Raw genomic sequence first — 19011 nt, 5'->3', positions numbered from 1 at the left:
CTATCCGTCCCTTCCTGTCAGTGACGAGTGCATCGGAAAAAGGCTCGGAGTCCGGGTCAGAGCAGCGCGGCGCGCGGGCCGTCGGGCTGCTCCAGTCGGCGTTCCAGGATGGAGCGCGCGATCTCGGAGGACTCCTGGTCGGTCAGCCTCCGGAAGCCTTCGTCGGTGATGACGGTGACGATCGGATAGATGCGGCGGGCCACGTCCGGGCCTCCGGTCGCCGAGTCGTCGTCGGCCGCGTCGTACAGCGCCTGCACGACCAGGGTGAGGGCCTGCTCCTGCGTCAGGTCCTCCCGGTAGAGCTTCTTCATCGAGCCGCGGGCGAAGATCGACCCGGAGCCGGTGGCGGCGTAGCCGGTCTCCTCGGAGCGGCCGCCGGTGACGTCGTAGGAGAAGATGCGGCCCTTGTCGCGGTCGATGTCGTAGCCCGCGAAGAGGGGGACCACGGCGAGGCCCTGCATGGCCATGGCGAGGTTGGAGCGGATCATGGTGGAGAGCCGGTTGGCCTTGCCCTCCAGGGAGAGCTGGGCGCCCTCGACCTTCTCGAAGTGCTCCAGCTCCAGCTGGAAGAGCTTGACCATCTCCACGGCCAGTCCGGCGGTGCCCGCGATGCCCACCGCGGAGTACTCGTCGGCCGGGAAGACCTTCTCGATGTCGCGCTGCGCGATCATGTTGCCCATGGTGGCGCGCCGGTCGCCGGCCAGGACCACGCCACCGGGGAAGGACGCGGCGACGATGGTCGTCCCGTGCGGCGCCTCGACGGCCCCCTGGAGCGGCGGCAGGCTGCGGTTGCCCGGGAGCATCTCGGGCGACTGGTCGGACAGGAAGTCCATGAACGAGGACGAACCCGGCGTCAGGAAGGCAGCTGGTAGACGCCCGGTGCTACGAGTGTTGGCTTCCACGCGTTTCCCTCCAGGTATGCGATGGCCCTGCGCAAGAGAGTCAGGATCATCCCCCAACTTGCCGATGGCCGAATTGCAGTTGATGCGGCTTGTGCCACGGACCCTACCCGCCCCGCGGGAGTGATCCACATGTTCGGCGAGGTATATCCGTGCCGATCCGGCGGCCCGCGGGCCGGGCCCGGTCGGCGAGCGGGGTGACGGCCGACGCCGTCACCCCGCTCCCCGTCAGGCGTTCACATCCGTGGACTACTGTCCACCCTTCTGGACGAACGACCGTACGAAGTCCTCGGCGTTCTCCTCGAGCACGTCGTCGATCTCGTCCAGCACCGAGTCGACGTCGTCGCTCAGCTTCTCCTGTCGCTCCGCGAGGTCCTCGGACGCCTGCGCGTCCTGCGCCTGCTCCTCGACCTCCTCGGTGGAACGTGTCGCCTTCTGCTGTCCGCCGCCGGTGTCCTTGGTCGCCATGTAGCTCACCCCGCTCGGTTCGAAGCAATCGAAGCTCTTGATCAGACCCTACCCACCGGGTCCGACATTTGGCCCGGTAGTTGGTGCAAGCCCGTGCCTCAGGTGATTGATTCCCAGCCCGGAGGCCTTTCAGCCGCCCGACAGCGTCCGGACCAGCTCGTCCGCCGTACGGCAGCGGTCGAGGAGGTCCTTCACGTGCTCCCTGGTCCCGCGCAGCGGCTCCAGGGTGGGCACCCGCTGGAGCGAGTCGCGGTCCGGGAGGTCGAAGATCACCGAGTCCCAGGAGGCCGCCGCCACATCGTCGGCGTACTGCTCCAGACAGCGGCCCCGGAAATAGGCCCTGGTGTCCTCCGGAGGCGCCGTACGGGCCCTGGTGACCTGCTCCTCGACCAGCAGGCGCTTCATCTTCCCGCGTGCCACCAGACGGTTGTAGAGGCCCTTGTCGGGCCGTACGTCGGCGTACTGGAGGTCCACCAGATGCAGCCGGGGGGCGTCCCAGTCCAGCGCGTCGCGGCGGCGGTAGCCCTCCATGAGCTCCCGCTTGGCGATCCAGTCCAGCTCCCCCGACAGGCTCATCGGATCGGTCTCCAGCCGGTTGAGGGTGTCCTCCCAGCGGGTCAGGATGTCCTTGGTCTGCTCGTCGGCGTCGGCGCCGTACCGCTCGTCGACGTATTTGCGCGCCAGCTCGAAGTACTCCATCTGGAGCTGGACCGCGGTGAGTGTCCGGCCGCTGCGGAGCGTGATCAGCTGCCGCAGCTCCGGGTCGTGGGAGACCTGGTGCAGGGTCCGCACGGGCTGGTCGACCGCGAGGTCGACGGTGATGAACGCGTCCTCGATCATCGACAGCACCAGGGACGTGGTGCCGAGCTTGAGGTAGGTGGAGATCTCCGAGAGGTTGGCGTCGCCGATGATCACATGGAGCCGGCGGTACTTCTCGGCGTCGGAGTGGGGCTCGTCCCGGGTGTTGATGATGGGGCGCTTGAGCGTGGTCTCCAGTCCGACCTCGACCTCGAAGTAGTCGGCGCGCTGGCTGATCTGGAACCCGTGCTCGTTCCCGTCCTGCCCGATGCCGACCCGGCCCGCGCCCGTGACGACCTGGCGCGAGACGAAGAACGGCGTCAGATGGCGCACGATGTCCGAGAACGGCGTCTCCCGCTGCATGAGGTAGTTCTCGTGCGTGCCGTAGGAGGCGCCCTTGTTGTCGGTGTTGTTCTTGTAGAGGTGGATCGGCTGGGCGCCGGGGATGGCGGCCGCCCGCTCGGCGGCCTCGGCCATGATCCGTTCGCCGGCCTTGTCCCAGAGCACCGCGTCGCGCGGATTGGTGATCTCCGGGGAACTGTATTCGGGGTGCGCGTGGTCGACGTAGAGCCGGGCGCCGTTGGTGAGGATGACATTGGCCAGGCCGATGTCCTCGTCGGTGAGCTGGCTGGAGTCGGCGGTCTCACGGGCGAGGTCGAAGCCTCGCGCGTCACGCAGCGGGTTCTCCTCCTCGAAGTCCCAGCGGGCGCGTCGCGCCCGGTGCATCGCCGCCGCGTAGGCGTTGACGATCTGGGACGAGGTGAGCATGGCATTGGCGTTGGGGTGACCGGGGACGGAGATCCCGTACTCCGTCTCGATGCCCATTACTCGCCGTACGGTCATGCGGCCCTCCTTGCCCGGCGTCGGCTCCTCCCGGAGCGACGCTCACGTACCGCTGCTGTGTCCGGTGCGTCCGTGCGGTGCCCGTCACCGCACTGCGCGACTCGGCGGTACCGCAGAGCCTAGAGCGCCTCTGCGCCGGTGGGGAGCTCCATTACGAGTTTGCTCCGGCATGGCCGGAACGGGGGAATGAAACCGGCTGCGGAAGCCCTCCGGGGCTTTCCGCAGCCGGTCCGGGTATTACAGGTACTGGCCGGTATTGGCCACCGTGTCGATGGAGCGTCCGGTGTCCGCGCCCTGCTTTCCGGTGACGAGTGTGCGGATGAAGACGATCCGCTCACCCTTCTTGCCGGAAATCCTGGCCCAGTCGTCCGGGTTGGTGGTGTTCGGCAGGTCCTCGTTCTCCTTGAACTCGTCCACGCAGGCCTGCAGGAGATGAGCCACCCGCAGCCCCTTCTGGCCCTGTTCCAGGAATGCCTTGATGGCCATTTTCTTTGCCCGGTCGACGATGTTCTGAATCATCGCGCCGGAGTTGAAGTCCTTGAAGTACAGGACTTCCTTGTCGCCGTTGGCGTACGTGACCTCGAGGAAGCGGTTCTCCTCGGACTCCGTGTACATCCGCTCCACGACCGACTGGATCATGGCGTGGGCGGCGGCCTCGCGCGAGCCGGTGTGCTCGGAGAGGTCGTCCGCGTGCAGCGGGAGCGACGGGGTCAGGTACTTGGCGAAGATGTCCTTGGCCGCCTCGGCGTCCGGACGCTCGATCTTGATCTTCACGTCGAGCCGGCCGGGGCGCAGGATGGCGGGGTCGATCATGTCCTCGCGGTTGGAGGCGCCGATGACAATGACGTTCTCCAGGCCCTCCACCCCGTCGATCTCGGCGAGCAGCTGCGGGACGATGGTGTTCTCCACGTCCGAGCTGACGCCGCTGCCGCGGGTGCGGAAGAGGGACTCCATCTCGTCGAAGAAGACGATGACGGGGGTGCCCTCGCTCGCCTTCTCCCGCGCCCGCTGGAAGACCAGACGAATGTGCCGCTCGGTCTCACCGACGTACTTGTTGAGCAGCTCGGGGCCCTTGATATTGAGGAAGTAGCTCTTCCCCGCGGGCTGCCCGGTGACCTCGGCGACCTTCTTGGCGAGCGAGTTGGCGACGGCCTTGGCGATGAGCGTCTTGCCGCAGCCGGGCGGGCCGTAGAGCAGGATGCCCTTGGGCGGGCGCAGCTCGTGCTCCCGGAAGAGGTCGGGGTGCAGATACGGAAGCTCGACCGCGTCGCGGATCAGCTCGATCTGGTCGCCCAGGCCGCCGATCTTGTCGTAGTCGATGTCCGGGACCTCTTCGAGGACGAGCTCCTCGACCTCGCTCTTGGGGACCACCTCGTAGACGTAGCCCGACCTGGAGTCCAGGAGCAGGGCGTCGCCGGAGCGGATGGTGATGTCCAGCAGCGGCTCGGCGAGCCGCACCACCCTCTCCTCGTCGGTGTGCCCGACCACCAGGGCGCGCTCGCCGTCCTCCAGGATCTCCTTGAGGGTGACGATGTCCCCGGCCCGCTCGAACTCCATGGCCTCGACCACGTTGAGCGCTTCGTTGAGCATGACCTCCTGGCCACGCCGCAGGTCCTCGAGCTCGACGCTGGGGCTGACGTTCACCCGGAGCTTGCGGCCCCCGGTGAAGATGTCGCAGGTGCCGTCCTCGTTGGCCTGCAGGAAGACGCCGAAACCGGCGGGCGGCTGGGCCAGCCGGTCGACCTCTTCCTTCAGGGCCACGATCTGGTCACGCGCCTCACGGAGCGTGTTGGCGAGCCGCTCGTTCTGAGCGGACACGCCCGCCAGGTTCGTCTGCAACTCGACGATCCGCTCTTCGAGAATCCTCGTATGCCGCGGAGAGTCGGCGAGCTTGCGGCGCAGGACGGCGATTTCCTGCTCGAGATAGGCAACCTGGCCGGCTGGGTCCTCGGACCCGCGCGCGGGCCGGATGCCGCGGTTGATGTCGTCGTCGTGGGCTGCCACGGTCCTCACCTCCTCCATGGGGAGCTGGACGCTTCCTGACCCTACCTGGGTGGGTGATGATTGAAACCCCTAGATCACAAAGACTGCGGGGCGTGTCCGATCTTCACCCTTGCGCTCTCCCTCACGTCAAGGGAATACCCACCCTGCGGCACCGGAAAGCCGCCGGTTGTATCGTCGAGTTGTTCAACACCCGTCAGGGCTGGCTCCAATTGGTTCGGATACGCAGGAACGGCAGGACACATGACCGTGCAGCAGGACTCGCCGGGCGACAGTGACACGCAGGACCTGGAGGTCTGGATCGACCAGGACCTCTGTACGGGGGACGGCATCTGCGTGCAGTACGCCCCCGATGTCTTCGAGCTGGACATCGACGGCCTGGCGTATGTGAAGAGCTCCGACGACGAGCTGCTGCAGGCCCCGGGGGCGACCACTCCGGTGCCGCTGCCGCTCCTCCAGGACGTCGTCGATTCGGCCAAGGAGTGCCCCGGCGACTGCATCCACGTGCGGCGCGTCAAGGACAGCGTCGAGGTGTACGGGCCGGACGCCGAGTAGCCGGACGCGAGCGGGCCACGGCGGCGCTCAGACGCTGCGGGCGAGCTCCCCCGAGCTGCGGACGAAGCTCTGCCCCTTCCACCGCCAGGAGGCCTGTTCCTCCTGGTCGGGACAGCAGCGCGGCACCTCCAGCGAGGAGTAGCCGAGGAGCGTCGCCGAGACGACGCCGTCGCGTACGGCGAAGTCCCCGACGGTCTTCCTGTCAGCGGGGTCCACCAGGGTCGCCACGACCCGGGGTGCGGCCCCGCTCGCCTGTGTTAGGACGTAGATGCCGCCGGGCGGGGTCCCCGATCCGGCGGCGCAGTGCACCACGGCGACGGTCTCCGGCCGCCCGTCGCCGTCGAGGTCGCCGGGGGCCTGTTCCGCGACCGTCGTCCCGGCGCCGCCGCACTGGAGCGGGAAGTCGACTCCGGCCGGGTCCGGGGCGGGCACGGGGGCGCCGTGCCGCGTGGTGGTCCGCTGCTCGGAGTCCGTGGCGGTCGCCGTGGCCGTACGGGGCTGGAGCAGCCCGGCCAGCGCGACGACGCCCGCCATCGCCGCGGCCGTGGCGAGCCAGTGCAGCGGCTTGGCGGCGGTGTGGGCGAGGTCCGGGAGCGCGGAGGTCTGCACGCGGTATGTCTCCTGATGGTTCCTGGGAGCCCGGTGAAGGGGTGGGGACACCCCGAGGGGTTGCCCGGCATCGTGCCACACCTCACACCCGGGCGGAACGGCGGGGCGACGAAAAGGCGCCGCCGCGCCGTTCCCCGGTCGGTCGGGGAACGGCGCGGCGGCGCCGGTGCGTTGCGCGGGTCAGCCGCTGTCGGCCGCGGAGCCTCCGCGACTCCGGCCGCCCGGTCCCTCGTAGTCCTCGCCGTAGGCGCCCTTGGAGGGGCGGCGGCGGCGCAGCGGCGGCTCGACGCCGTCCGCGAGGCGGCGGGCGGTGACCAGGAAGCCGGTGTGGCCGATCATCCGGTGGTCGGGGCGGACGGCGAGGCCCTCCACGTGCCAGTTGCGGATCATCGACTCCCAGGGCTGCGGTTCGGCGAAGCAGCCGATCTCGCGGATGGACTCGACGGTGCGCGAGAGCTGGGTGGTGGTGGCGACGTAGGCGCAGAGGATGCCGCCGGGCACCAGGGCCTTGGAGACGGCCTCCAGGCACTCCCAGGGGGCGAGCATGTCCAGCACGACGCGGTCGACGTCGGTGTCGGAGAGGTTGTCCTGGAGGTCTCCGACGGTCAGCTGCCAGGCGGGGTGCGGCGAGCCGAAGTAGCGCTCGACGTTCTGCTGGGCGATCTCGGCGAAGTCCTCGCGGCGCTCGTAGGAGTGCAGCATGCCCTGCTCACCGATGGCGCGCAGCAGGAAGGTGGAGAGCGATCCGGATCCGACCCCGGCCTCCACGACGCGGGCGCCGGGGAAGATGTCGGCGAAGGCCAGGATCTGGCCCGCGTCCTTGGGGTAGACCACGGCGGCGCCGCGGGGCATGGACAGGACGTAGTCGGGGAGCAGGGGGCGCAGCGCGAGGTAGGCGACGTTTCCCGTGGTGCGGACAACACTGCCCTCGGGAGCACCGATCAGCTCGTCGTGCTGGAAAGAACCCTTGTGGGTGTGGAAGTTCTTCCCGGCTTCGAGCGTGAAGGTGTAGTGGCGTCCCTTGGGGTCGGTGAGCTGTACCTGGTCCCCGACCTTGAAGGGCCCACGTCGGCGGGCGGCACCGGTCGGTTCAGACATGTGACCAGCCTACCGGTGATTCCGGGGCCTCCTGCCGCCCGTCTCCCCGCGGGGAAGCGGTCCGCAGCCCGTGCGGAAGGGGCTCAGGCGCCGGGGCGGGCCATGGCCTTGACGAAGGCGCGCTCGACGTCGGCGGTGGAGAGGACGCCGTAGATTTCGCCGGTCTCCTCGACGACCAGGTACTCGGTGGCGGGAGTGGCCTTGAGCCGGTCCAGGAGGGCTTCGCCGGTCAGTTCGGCGGGGATCCTCATGCCGTCGGTGAGGTCCTGGGCCAGGCCGCTGACCGCGACCCAGGGGCGGCGGTGCTCGGGGACGCCGACGATGGCGGCCTCGCGGACGACTCCCTGGGGATGGCCCTGTCCGTCGACGACGACCAGGGCACGGGCTCCGGCCTCGTTGGCCCGGCGCAGCGCTTCGGAGAGCGGGGTGGCGGACTCGACGGGGACGGCGCGGCGGGTCAGGGTGCGGGCCCTGAGGTCGGGGAGGTGCTCGCGGAGGCGGGCCATGCGCAGGCTGTTGCCGGCGCCCGTCCAGATGATGCCGGCGAGGATCGCGGCGAGCAGCGCGTCCATGACGGTCTCGACGCCGCCGATGTCCTGGGGGGTGCCGCCGAGGGTCCCGGTGTGGGTGAGCAGCGGCAGTCCGACGAGGACGGTGACGGCGAGGCCGCGGCCGACCCAGGCGGCGGCGACGGTGCCGCTCATGGGCTTGCCGGTGATCTTCCAGACGACGGCGCGGAGCATCCGGCCGCCGTCCAGCGGCAGCCCGGGCAGCAGGTTGAAGGCGGCCACGATGAGGTTGGAGATCATCAGACCCGCGAGCAGGACACCGGGGACGGTGCCGGGCTCGACGAGCTGCATCGCGCCGTAGAAGACGCCGCCGAGGACCAGGGACAGGAGCGGCCCGACGAAGGCGAGGACGAACTCGCGGCCGGGGGTCTCCGTCTCCTTCTCGATCTCCGAGACGCCGCCGAAGAACTGGAGCTGGATGCGGCGGACCGGGAGTTTGTAGCGCAGGGCGGCGACCGTGTGGGCCAGTTCGTGGACGAGCACGGAGGCGTAGAAGGCGATGGCGAAGAACAGGGCGACGAGATAGCGGGCGCCGCCGAGCTCGGGCAGCACGCGGTCGAGCTGGCCGCCGAAAACCCAGGTGATCAGCGCGGCGACGACGAACCAGCTGGGGGCGACGTAGACGGGCACGCCGAAGGGGCGGCCCATGAGCAGGCCGCCGCCCGGCTCCACGGGGCGTTTCGGCTTGCCGTTGTCCGGGTCGGTGCCGGGGGCCGTTCCCCCTGCGCCGGGCTGCGGCCGCCCGCTGTCGCCGCTGTCGTCCACGGGGTCCCTTCGGTTCGGTGCGTGGCCTGTGCCACGATCATGCAGTGTGCGAGGGTCTGCCGTCGATGGTATGCCGCTCGGTGTCAGTGGGGGGCCTTAGGGTCGTGAGACATGACCTCCGTGCCGCGGCCGCCTCAGCCGCCTACGTCCCTGTCGCCGTCGCGCGCGAGCGATTTCCTGCAGTGCCCCCTGCTCTACCGCTTCCGGGTCATCGACAGACTGCCGGAGAAGCCCAGCGAAGCGGCCACCCGCGGCACGCTGGTCCACGCGGTGCTGGAGCGGCTCTTCGACGTACCGGCGGCCGACCGTACGGCGCCTCGGGCGCGGGCGCTGATCCCCGGCCAGTGGGACCGGCTGCTGGAGTCGAAGCCGGAGCTGAGCGATCTGTTCACCGGAGACGCCGAGGGTGAGCGCCTGACGCGCTGGCTGGGTGAGGCGGAGCAGCTGGTGGAGCGGTGGTTCTCGTTGGAGGACCCGACGCGGCTGGAGCCGGCCGAGCGCGAGATGTTCGTCGAGACGGAGCTGGAGTCGGGGCTGCGGCTGCGCGGGGTGATCGACCGGGTGGACATCGCGCCGAGCGGCGAGGTCCGGATCGTCGACTACAAGACGGGCAAGGCGCCGCGGCCGGAGTACTCCGACGGGCCGCTGTTCCAGATGACGTTCTACGCGCTGGTGATCTGGCGGCTGAAGGGCGTGGTGCCGCGCCGTCTCCAGCTGGTCTATCTGGGCAGCGGGGACGTGATGACGTACGACCCGGTGGTGGCGGACCTGGAGCGGGTGGAGCGCAAGCTGCTGGCGCTGTGGGAGGCGATCAGGCGGGCGACGGAGACCGGGGACTGGCGGCCCAGGCCGACGAAGCTGTGCGGCTGGTGCGACCACCAGGCGGTGTGTCCGGAATTCGGCGGGACTCCCCCGGTCTATCCGCTGTCGGTCCGCCCGGCGGATTCGGGTGAGGATGACCAGGGCAGAATGGGCCCGGTCCGGGCCGAGGCCGGCCGATCCGTGGCCCTTGAGGGCCCCTAAGGAGTTCCTGTGGCGATCCGCGTCCTTCTGGTCGACGACCAGCCCCTGCTGCGCACCGGTTTCCGGATGATCCTGGAGGCGGAAGGCGATCTGGCGGTGGTCGGCGAGGCCGGTGACGGTCTGCAGGCCATCGACCAGGTGCGGGCGCTCCAGCCCGATGTGGTGCTGATGGACATCCGGATGCCGCGGATGGACGGGGTCGAGGCGACCCGGCAGATCACCGGTCCCGGTAAGGACGGCCCGGCGAAGGTGCTGGTGCTCACCACCTTCGATCTCGACGAGTACGTGGTGGAGGCGCTGCGGGCGGGGGCCAGCGGCTTCCTGCTGAAGGACGCCCCGGCGGCCGAGCTGGTGCAGGCGATCCGGGTGGTGGCGGCGGGCGAGGCCATGCTCGCGCCGAGCATCACGCGTCGGCTGCTCGACAAGTACGCCGACCATCTGCCGTCCGGCGAGGAGCCGGTGCCGGACGCCCTGCACACGCTGACGGACCGTGAGGTCGAGGTGCTGAAGCTGGTGGCGCGGGGGCTGTCCAACGCGGAGATCGCGGCGGAGCTGTTCGTCAGTGAGACGACGGTCAAGACGCATGTGGGCCATGTGCTCACCAAGCTCGGTCTGCGCGACCGGGTGCAGGCCGCGGTGTACGCGTACGAGAGCGGGCTGGTGCGTCCCGGCGCGCAGTAGCGCGGCCCCGTACCCGCGCCGGGCGGTACGGGCCTCCTCGCCCGAGCCGTCCGGCGCGAGGACGCCGTCCGGCCCGCGCCTCTCCTCGCGACGGGAGGGGTGCGGGCCGGACGGGGATGCGCGGTCGGCGCTCAGGCGCTGTGCCGGTTGAGCTCCCAGAGCTGGAGTTCGGCGGTGGCGCTGACGGAGCGCTCCACCCCGGCGATCCCGTCGCGGGAGGCCACGTACTGCTTGCCCTGCCAGATCGGGAGCACGGGAACGTCGTCGGCGACGATGTCCTGGAGCTTCTCGTAGGTGGCGGCGGCCGCGGTGCGGTCGGCCTCGCGGCGGGACTTCGGGATGAGGACCTTCTCCGCCTCGGGCGACCGGTAGGGCGAGTTGAGGAAGTTGTTGGCGTCCAGGAAGGGCGCGGTGTAGTTGTCCGGGTCCGGGAAGTCGGGGAACCAGCCCATGCCGTAGGCCGCGTAGTCGCCGCGCTTCTGCTCGGGACGGTACGTCGACCACTCCTCGCCCTCGACGGAGACGTCGAAGAGGCCGGAGCTGTTCAGCTGCTCCTGGATCGCCTTGAACTCGGCGGCGGTGGCCGGGCCGTAGTGGTCGTTGGTGTAGTGCAGGGTGAACTTCACCGGCGTCTTGATGTCGGCGTCCCGGAGGATGGCCTCGGCCTTGGCGGTGCTGGGCTCGCCGTACTTGTTGAAGAAGGCGTTGGTGTGCCCGGCGATGCTGGACGGGATCAGCGAGTACAGCGGTTCGGCGGTGGTGCCGTACACCTTGCCCGCGATTTCGCCCCGGTCGATGATCTGCGCCATGGCCTGCCGGACGGGCTTGTCGACCACGGGGTTCTCGGTGTCGAACCCGAGGTAGCTGATGGCCAGTCCGGGCAGCTCGGTGAGGTCGATGCCCTCCTTGGGGTCCACGAGCATGCCGTGGGCCTGCTCGGGCGACATCGCCCGGGTCATCAGGTGGATCTTCTCCTGGTCGAGCGCCTTGCCCATGGCCTCGGCGTCGGGGAAGAGGTCCATCTCGACCTTGTCGTTGAGCACCTTGAGCTCGCCCTTGTACGAGGGGTTCTTCTCGAAGGCGATCTTGACGACCCGGCCGTCCTCGACCTGCGGCTTCATGGTGTACGGGCCGGAGCCGTCGACCTGGAAGCCGGCGCGCGGCTCGTCCGCCGGGTACTGCGCCTTCGGGACGATGCCGGCGGCGGGGGTGGCGAGCTTGTACGGGAAGGTCGCGTCGGGCGTCTTCAGGTGGAAGACCACCTGGTCCTCACCCTTGGTCTCGATCATGTCGATGTTGGCGAGCAGGCCGACCGGGCCGCTGTCCGCATCGATGTCGATGACGCGCTGGATGGAGTGCTTCACGTCCTCGGCGGTGACGGGGGTCCCGTCGGCGAAGGTGAGGCCCGCCCGCAGGGTGCAGCGGTAGCTCTCGTTCGCGGTGTCGGTGAAGGTGCAGCTGCGGGCGGCCTCGGGCACGGGCTCGCCGCCGCCGTTGGGCACCGTGGTCAGGGTCTGCACGGTCTGGCGCAGGACGTTCCAGACGCCCGTTTCGTAGCCGATGGCCGGGTCGAGCGGCGCGGGGTTCTCCTTGGAGGCCACGAGCTGGTCCGTGGTGCCGACGACGATGGCCCCTCCGCCACCGGCGCCGCTGTCCGTGCTGCCGCAGGCGGCGAGCACGGGGGCGAGCAGGCCGACGACGGCCGGCAGCACCAGGGTCTTGCGGTTCATCTGGACGTTCTCCCTCATCCCGGCAGGTGAGGAATCCAAGGTAGTAGCCGCCGGTGAGCCCTCCGACCGCCCGGCGAACCGTCCGCGCCCCTCCGGCCACCAGCAAGGCGGACATACGATCATCATTGCGGACGGCTCGCCCGTTTCAGCGAGGCACCGAAGGCCTCCGCGTGAGCAAGGTCACTCGACCGGCCTCTTCACAGAATCACCCTGCGACTGATCCGCATCCACCGGACACTGCCGGAACGCACACAGGAGGGGACAGGAGATCCACCGTTTGTTCACATGCCCGTGCTCGGGCCGCTCAGCCGGTGCCGCTCGCCCCGGTGATCAGCCCGCGCAGGAAGGCGAGGTCGACCTCTTCGAGGGAGCCGACGACCACGCGCCCGGCAGCCGGGGCGATGGGCGCGACGGACGGCACGGCGACCACCCGGCAGCCTGCGGCCTCGGCGGCGGCCACGCCGGTGGCGGTGTCCTCGATGACCGCGCAGCGCCAGGGGTCGGCGCCGAAGCCCGCGGCGGCGGTGAGGTAGGGCTCGGGGTGGGGCTTCGTCCGGGCGACCTCGTCCCCGGCGACCGTGAGGGCGAAGTGGTGACGGCCGACCGATTCCAGCACCCGGTCGATGATCCGGCGATGGGAGGCCGAGACGAGCGCGGTGGGCACCTCGTACACGGCCAGTTCGGCGAGCAGCCGCTCGGCGCCCGGCATCAGCGGCACTCCGCGCCCGATGCGGGCCTCGAATCCGTCGTTGAGCAGCACGGTCAGCTCGTCCAGCCGGATGTCGGCGCCGGTCGCGTCGATGAGGTAGCCGGCGCTGCGGGTCATCGGACCGCCGACGACGACGTCCCGCCAGGACTCCTCCAGCGGGTGTCCGAGGCCGGCGAAGACCTCCTTCTCGACGTCCCACCAGAAGCCCTCGGTATCGACCAGGGTTCCGTCCATGTCGAGAAGGACCGCCTGCAGGGCGGCCTCTTCGGCCGTGCGGGTCAAGGACGCGGGGACCGTACTGGTCATCCGGCACACCTTCCGTAAGGGACGAGAAGGCCGGCCGCCATTCCCGGAAGTGGGAGGGCGACCGGCCTGCACTGGACCGACCAGTGTACGACGCGTCGCCCCGCGGTGCGCGACAGACGCGTGGCCGCGGGGCGAAGACCGTCCTACCGGGCGTTGAAGTACTTGGCCTCGGGGTGGTGGATGACGAGGGCATCGGTGGACTGTTCCGGGTGGAGCTGGAATTCCTCGGAGAGGTGGACGCCGATCCGCTCCGGCTGGAGGAGGTCGGCGATCTTGGCCCGGTCCTCCAGGTCCGGGCACGCACCGTAACCGAGGGAGAACCGTGCGCCGCGGTACTTCAGCGCGAACATGTCCTCCACGTCCTGCGGGTCCTCCCCGCCGAAGCCCAGTTCGCTGCGGACGCGGGCGTGCCAGTACTCGGCGAGGGCTTCGGCGAGCTGGACGGAGAGGCCGTGGAGTTCGAGGTAGTCGCGGTAGGAGTTGGCGGCGAAGAGGTCGGCGGTGGCTTCGCCGATGCGGGAGCCGACGGTGACGATCTGGAGGCCGATGACGTCCCTCTCGCCGGATTCCTCGGGGCGGAAGAAGTCCGCGAGGCAGAGGCGGCGGCCGCGGCGCTGGCGGGGGAAGGTGAAGCGGGTGCGCTCGGAGCCGTCCTCGTGGAGGAGGATCAGGTCCTCGCCCTTGGAGACGCAGGGGAAGTAGCCGTAGATCACGGCGGCTTCGAGGAGGTTGTTGGACTGGAGGTGGTCGAGCCAGCCGCGCAGACGGGGCCGTCCCTCGCTCTCCACCAGCTCCTCGTACGTCGGCCCGTCACCGGTCCTGGCCTGCTTGAGGCCCCACTGGCCCTTGAACAGGGCGCCCTCGTCGAGCCAGGAGGCGTACTCCTTGAGCGGGATGCCCTTGACGACCCGGGTGCCCCAGAACGGCGGGGCCGGCACGGGGTTGGTGGTGGAGACGTCCGAGCGCACCGGGCCCTCGGGCTCCTCGACCTGGAGCACCGCGGTGCCGGTGTCTTTCTTGGGGACGCGGCGCTGTTTCAGTTCGGGCAGGGCGGCGCCCGGGACGCCGCGCTTGACGCCGATGAGGGCGTCCATGAGGCGCAGGCCCTCGAAGGCGTCGCGGGCGTAGCGGACCTCGCCCTCGTAGATCTCGTGCAGGTCCTGCTCGACGTAGGCCCGGGTCAGGGCGGCGCCGCCCAGGATGACGGGGAAGTCGGCGGCCATCTTGCGCTGGTTGAGCTCCTGGAGGTTCTCCTTCATGATCACGGTGGACTTGACCAGGAGTCCGGACATGCCGATGACGTCGGCGCGGTGTTCCTCGGCGGCTTCCAGGATCGCGGAGACGGGCTGCTTGATACCGAGGTTGACGACGTTGTAGCCGTTGTTGGAGAGGATGATGTCGACGAGGTTCTTGCCGATGTCGTGGACGTCACCGCGCACGGTGGCCAGCACGATGGTGCCCTTGCCCTCGTCGTCGGACTTCTCCATGTGCGGTTCCAGATGGGCCACCGCGCTCTTCATGACCTCGGCGGACTGCAGGACGAACGGCAGCTGCATCTGGCCGGAGCCGAACAGCTCACCGACCACCTTCATCCCCTCCAGGAGGGTGTTGTTGACGATGTCAAGGGCGGGGGTGTGCTGGAGGGCCTCGTCGAGGTCGGCCTCCAGGCCGTTCTTCTCGCCGTCGATGATGCGGCGCTGGAGCCGCTCGTCCAGCGGGAGGGCCATCAGCTCCTCGGCCTTGCCCGCCTTCATCGACTTCATGTTGACGCCCTCGAACAGCTCCATGAGCCTCTGCAGGGGGTCATACCCCTCGGCCCGGCGGTCGTGGATGAGGTCGAGGGCGACCTTGACCTGCTCCTCCTCCAGCCGGGCGATCGGCAGGATCTTCGAGGCGTGCACGATCGCGGAGTCCAGCCCCGCCTTCACACACTCGTCCAGGAACACCGAGTTCAGCACGACCCGGGCCGCCGGGTTCAGCCCGAAGGAGATGTTGGACAGACCCAGCGTCGTCTGCACCTGCGGGTGGCGCTTCTTCAGCTCCCGGATCGCCCCGATCGTCGCGATACCGTCGCCCCGCGACTCCTCCTGCCCCGTGCAGATGGTGAACGTCAGGGTGTCGATGAGGATGTCGGACTCACGGATGCCCCAGTTGGCGGTCAGGTCCTCGATCAGCCGCTCCGCGATCGCGACCTTCGTCTCCACCGTCCGGGCCTGCCCCTCCTCATCGATCGTCAACGCGATCAGCGCAGCCCCGTGCTCCGCCGCCAGAGCACTGACCCGCGCGAACCGGGACTCCGGACCGTCACCGTCCTCGTAATTCACCGAGTTCAGCACCGCCCGGCCGCCGAGCTGCTCCAGACCGGCCCGCAGGACGTCCAGCTCGGTGGAGTCCAGCACGATCGGCAGGGTGGACGCGGTCGCGAAGCGGCCGGCCAGCTCGGTCATGTCCGCGACGCCGTCGCGACCCACGTAGTCGACGCAGAGGTCGAGCATGTGCGCGCCCTCGCGGATCTGGTCGCGGGCCATCTCCACGCAGTCGTCCCAGCGGGCCTCCAGCATGGCCTCGCGGAACTTCTTGGAGCCGTTGGCGTTGGTGCGCTCGCCGATCGCCAGATAGGCGGTGTCCTGGCGGAAGGGGATGTGCTGGTAGAGGGAGGCGGCCCCGGGCTCGGGGCGCGGGTCGCGTTCGGTCGGCGTCAGCTCACGGGCGCGGTCGACCACGGCCTTCAGGTGCGCCGGGGTCGTACCGCAGCAGCCCCCGATCAGGGAGAGGCCGTAATCCCGGACGAAGTGCTCCTGGGAGTCCGCGAGGCCGTCGGGGCCGAGCGGGAAGTGCGCGCCGTCCTTGGTGAGGACGGGCAGGCCGGCGTTGGGCATGCACATCAGAGGCGTACGGGAGTGGCGGGCGAGATAGCGCAGGTGCTCGCTCATCTCGTCCGGGCCGGTCGAACAGTTCAGGCCGATCAGGTCGATGCCCAGCGGCTCCAGGGCGGTCAGCGCGGCCCCGATCTCGGAGCCCAGCAGCATGACGCCGGTCGTCTCGAAGGCGAGGGAGCAGATCAGCGGCACCTGGAGGCCGACGGCGTCCATCGCGCGGCGGGCGCCGATGATGCTGGCCTTCGTCTGCAGGAGGTCCTGGGTGGTCTCGACGATCAGCGCGTCGGAGCCGCCCGCGAGGAGGCCCTCGGCGTTCTGCTGGTAGCCGTCGCGCAGCACGTCGTACGTGGTGTGGCCGAGCGAGGGAAGCTTGGTGCCGGGGCCGATCGAGCCGAGGACCCAGCGCTGGCGGCCATCCTTCGCGCCGAACTCGTCGGCGACCTCGCGGGCGATCCGGGCACCGGATTCGGAGAGCTCGAAGATCCGGTCCGCGATCTCGTACTCGTTGGCGGCGGAGTGGTTCGCGCCGAAGGTGTTGGTCTCGACGCAGTCGACGCCGACCGCGAAGTACTCCTCGTGGACCGACCGCACGATGTCGGGCCGGGTGACGTTCAGGATCTCGTTGCAGCCCTCGAGCTGCTCGAAGTCCTCCAGCGTGGGGTCCTGCGCCTGGAGCATGGTGCCCATCGCCCCGTCGGCCACCACCACACGGGTGGCGAGCGCCTCTCGGAGCGCTTCTGCGCGGGTCCGGCTGTCGGCGGCGGATGTCGGCAACGAGGCCATGGATGATCTCCCAGGGATGCGACGGCTGTCGGCTTTGCGTCCTTCTCGGGGAAGGCGCACGTCGCCAGCCTAGCCCGAGGGCGGCCGGGTCCGTAGGGGCGTCCAGAGGGCGAAACGCGTACGGCCTGCATGCTGTGACGGGTGCGACACCTGCGGCCGGTGGCGGAGACTTTTCCCCGGAGTCCGGCGCAGGTCGGCATCGACCGATAGTGTTCAGCATTGTCGAACCACGATGGAGGAGTACGGCGCGATGGCCAAGAACATCCAGTCGCTGGAGCGGGCGGCGGCGATGCTGCGCCTGCTGGCGGGCGGCGAGCGCCGGCTCGGGCTCTCCGACATCGCCTCCTCGCTGGGGCTGGCCAAGGGCACCGCGCACGGCATTCTGCGCACTCTCCAGCTGGAGGGCTTCGTCGAGCAGGACACCGCGTCGGGCCGCTATCAGCTGGGCGCGGAGCTGCTGCGGCTCGGCAACAGCTATCTGGACGTCCACGAGCTGCGGGCGCGCGCCCTGGTCTGGACGGACGACCTGGCCCGGTCCAGCGGCGAGAGCGTCCACCTCGGGGTGCTGCACCAGCACGGCGTGCTCATCGTGCACCACGTCTTCCGGCCCGACGACAGCCGCCAGGTGCTGGAGGTGGGGGCGATGCAGCCGCTGCACTCCACCGCGCTGGGCAAGGTGCTGTCCGCGTACGACCCGGTGGCGCACAGCGAGGTCATGGAGGCGGAGCGCCGCTCCTTCACCGGGCGCACCGTCACCGAGGCCGGCGCGTTCGAGTCGATGCTCGACCTGATCCGGGCCCAGGGCTGGGCCGCCGACGCCGAGGAGACCTGGGAGGGCGTCGCCGCCGTGGCCGCCCCCGTCCACGACCGGCGCAGGATGCCGGTGGGCGCGGTCGCCGTGACCGGCGCGGTGGAGCGCGTGGCCCCGGACGGGTCGCTGCGCCCCGAGCTGATCGCCGCCGTACGGGACTGCGCCCGCGCGGTCTCCCGGGATCTGGGCGCCGGACGCTTCTGAGGGCCCGCACGGCCCCCCGCAGCCCCCGGCCCGGCCCATCCCCCGCCCCGGCCCCCGCTCCGCTCACGCCCGTGCCGGACACCCCTGCGCCCGGCACACCCGGCCCGTATCGGCCCCGCAAGGCCCCGGCAGGCCCCGGCAGGCCCCGGCAGGCCGAGCCTGTCGCGCAGCGCCCGGTAACGATCCCGTCGCGCACCGAGTCGTGGACCACAGAACCCTTGACGCTTCCTTCACTTCGGGGAAACACTGCCGTTCAACGGTCGGCATTGTCGAACGCCTAACGGCAATACGCGTTAGGGTGTGACAGTGCCAAGGGCCGGCCAAGCCCTTACAGATGGGCTGCCCACGCTTCGTGGATACCCATCTGGGGCGCGGAACACCGGCGGGACCGGTGATCCGTCTCCCCTGGACGAAGGACAAAGGAGTCGCGGGTGTCCAGCTCCGACATTTTCATCGGCGAGACCATAGGTACCGCCGTACTCATCCTGCTCGGCGGCGGTGTCTGTGCCGCCGTCACGCTGAAGAGCTCGAAGGCCCGCAACGCGGGCTGGCTGGCCATCACCTTCGGGTGGGGCTTCGCCGTGCTGACCGGCGCCTACCTCGCCGGCGGCGTCTCGGGCGCCCACCTCAATCCCGCGGTCACGGTCGGCCTCGCCATCGAGGGCGGCACCGCGTGGGGCGACGTTCCCCTCTACCTCGGCTCGCAGCTGCTCGGCGCCATGATCGGCGCCCTGCTCGTCTGGGCGGTCTACTACGGCCAGTTCCACGCCCACCTCACCGACCCGGAGATCGTCACCGACCCGACGGGCGACGAGGGCATGGTCGACCAGGACGCGGCTCCCAAGGCCGGACCGGTGCTCGGGATCTTCTCCACCGGCCCCGAGATCCGCAACGGCGTGCAGAACGTCGTCACCGAGATCATCGCCACCGTCGTGCTGGTCCTGGCGATCCTCACCCAGGGCCTCAACAACGAGGGCAACGGCCTCGGCGTGCTCGGCGCGCTGATCACCGCCCTGGTCGTGGTCGGCATCGGCCTCTCGCTCGGCGGGCCGACCGGCTACGCCATCAACCCGGTCCGCGACCTCGGTCCGCGCATCGTGCACGCGCTGCTGCCGCTGCCGAACAAGGGTGGTTCGGACTGGGGCTACGCGTGGGTACCCATCGTGGGTCCGCTCGTCGGCGGAGCGCTCGCCGGCGGGCTCTACAACCTCGCCTTCGCCTGACCCGCGCCGGGTATCAGCGCCGTAACCCCTCTCACCCACAGACTTCCGGGAGCACAC

General features: G+C 69.9%; 15 protein-coding genes and 1 pseudogene. 5 read left to right on the top strand and 11 right to left on the bottom strand.

The genetic code is table 11. From position 1 onward, the window contains the following. Nucleotides 1–56: 56 nt before the first annotated feature. From prcB to arc, 5 genes and pseudogenes are all read right to left on the bottom strand, one after another. Nucleotides 57–902, bottom strand: a complete 846-nt coding sequence (gene prcB, locus KME66_RS28635) for a proteasome subunit beta (protein WP_073222063.1) — start codon at nucleotides 900–902, stop codon at nucleotides 57–59. Continuing rightward, nucleotides 854–1040 (bottom strand): annotated as a pseudogene (locus KME66_RS34235) (endonuclease domain-containing protein); the annotation flags it as partial. The gene prcB and the pseudogene KME66_RS34235, both read right to left, overlap by 49 nt. Nucleotides 1041–1148: 108 nt before the next feature. After that, a complete protein-coding gene (locus KME66_RS28630) occupies nucleotides 1149–1367 on the bottom strand; it encodes a ubiquitin-like protein Pup (RefSeq protein ID WP_003970166.1) in 219 nt (72 codons plus the stop codon). A gap of 129 nt (nucleotides 1368–1496) precedes the next feature. After that, entirely contained in the window at nucleotides 1497–3008 is a 1512-nt protein-coding gene (gene dop / locus KME66_RS28625; protein WP_216327491.1) for a depupylase/deamidase Dop, read from the bottom strand. A gap of 237 nt (nucleotides 3009–3245) precedes the next feature. Then, nucleotides 3246–5012: a proteasome ATPase gene (arc, locus tag KME66_RS28620; RefSeq protein ID WP_073222057.1), complete on the bottom strand. Its 1767-nt coding sequence runs from the start codon at nucleotides 5010–5012 to the stop codon at nucleotides 3246–3248. Nucleotides 5013–5252: 240 nt separating this feature from the next. On the opposite strand from arc, the gene KME66_RS28615 reads away from it, so the two are divergent. Continuing rightward, on the top strand, nucleotides 5253–5564 hold the full coding sequence (locus KME66_RS28615; RefSeq protein ID WP_030590055.1) for a ferredoxin: 312 nt from the start codon (nucleotides 5253–5255) through the stop codon (nucleotides 5562–5564). Nucleotides 5565–5591: 27 nt separating this feature from the next. Here the strand turns inward: KME66_RS28615 and KME66_RS28610 are convergent, their stop codons facing one another. The 3 genes from KME66_RS28610 to KME66_RS28600 form a co-directional block, all read right to left on the bottom strand. Further along, a complete protein-coding gene (locus KME66_RS28610) occupies nucleotides 5592–6173 on the bottom strand; it encodes a hypothetical protein (protein ID WP_073222055.1) in 582 nt (193 codons plus the stop codon). Between the two features lie 180 nt (nucleotides 6174–6353). After that, a complete protein-coding gene (locus tag KME66_RS28605) occupies nucleotides 6354–7271 on the bottom strand; it encodes a tRNA (adenine-N1)-methyltransferase (protein ID WP_073222050.1) in 918 nt (305 codons plus the stop codon). Nucleotides 7272–7354: 83 nt separating this feature from the next. Continuing rightward, nucleotides 7355–8605, bottom strand: a complete 1251-nt coding sequence (locus KME66_RS28600; protein ID WP_216327488.1) for a site-2 protease family protein — start codon at nucleotides 8603–8605, stop codon at nucleotides 7355–7357. A 177-nt stretch (nucleotides 8606–8782) separates the two neighbouring features. On the opposite strand from KME66_RS28600, the gene KME66_RS28595 reads away from it, so the two are divergent. After that, entirely contained in the window at nucleotides 8783–9628 is an 846-nt protein-coding gene (locus KME66_RS28595) for a PD-(D/E)XK nuclease family protein (RefSeq protein WP_253208624.1), read from the top strand. A gap of 9 nt (nucleotides 9629–9637) precedes the next feature. After that, entirely contained in the window at nucleotides 9638–10309 is a 672-nt protein-coding gene (locus KME66_RS28590) for a response regulator transcription factor (RefSeq protein WP_006123389.1), read from the top strand. Between the two features lie 131 nt (nucleotides 10310–10440). Here the strand turns inward: KME66_RS28590 and KME66_RS28585 are convergent, their stop codons facing one another. The 3 genes from KME66_RS28585 to metH form a co-directional block, all read right to left on the bottom strand. After that, nucleotides 10441–12039, bottom strand: coding sequence for an ABC transporter substrate-binding protein (locus KME66_RS28585; RefSeq protein WP_216329661.1), 1599 nt, complete (start codon nucleotides 12037–12039; stop codon nucleotides 10441–10443). Nucleotides 12040–12343: 304 nt separating this feature from the next. Beyond that, a complete protein-coding gene (locus KME66_RS28580; RefSeq protein ID WP_073222042.1) occupies nucleotides 12344–13054 on the bottom strand; it encodes an HAD family phosphatase in 711 nt (236 codons plus the stop codon). 143 nt (nucleotides 13055–13197) lie between these two features. After that, the gene (gene metH / locus KME66_RS28575; protein WP_216327481.1) at nucleotides 13198–16716 is read right to left on the bottom strand and encodes a methionine synthase; all 3519 of its coding nucleotides are present in this window, start codon (nucleotides 16714–16716) and stop codon (nucleotides 13198–13200) included. A 232-nt stretch (nucleotides 16717–16948) separates the two neighbouring features. Between metH and KME66_RS28570 the strand changes: the two genes are divergently transcribed. Continuing rightward, nucleotides 16949–17731, top strand: a complete 783-nt coding sequence (locus KME66_RS28570; protein ID WP_178379014.1) for an IclR family transcriptional regulator — start codon at nucleotides 16949–16951, stop codon at nucleotides 17729–17731. A 431-nt stretch (nucleotides 17732–18162) separates the two neighbouring features. Further along, on the top strand, nucleotides 18163–18954 hold the full coding sequence (locus KME66_RS28565; protein WP_216327478.1) for an MIP/aquaporin family protein: 792 nt from the start codon (nucleotides 18163–18165) through the stop codon (nucleotides 18952–18954). The last annotated feature ends 57 nt before the right edge of the window (nucleotides 18955–19011 follow it).

Origin of the sequence: Streptomyces sp. YPW6 (assembly GCF_018866325.1) — a bacterium.
Lineage (GTDB): Bacteria > Actinomycetota > Actinomycetes > Streptomycetales > Streptomycetaceae > Streptomyces.
Note: the sequence above shows the minus strand (reverse complement) of the source record. Positions and strands in the feature narration are given on the sequence as shown.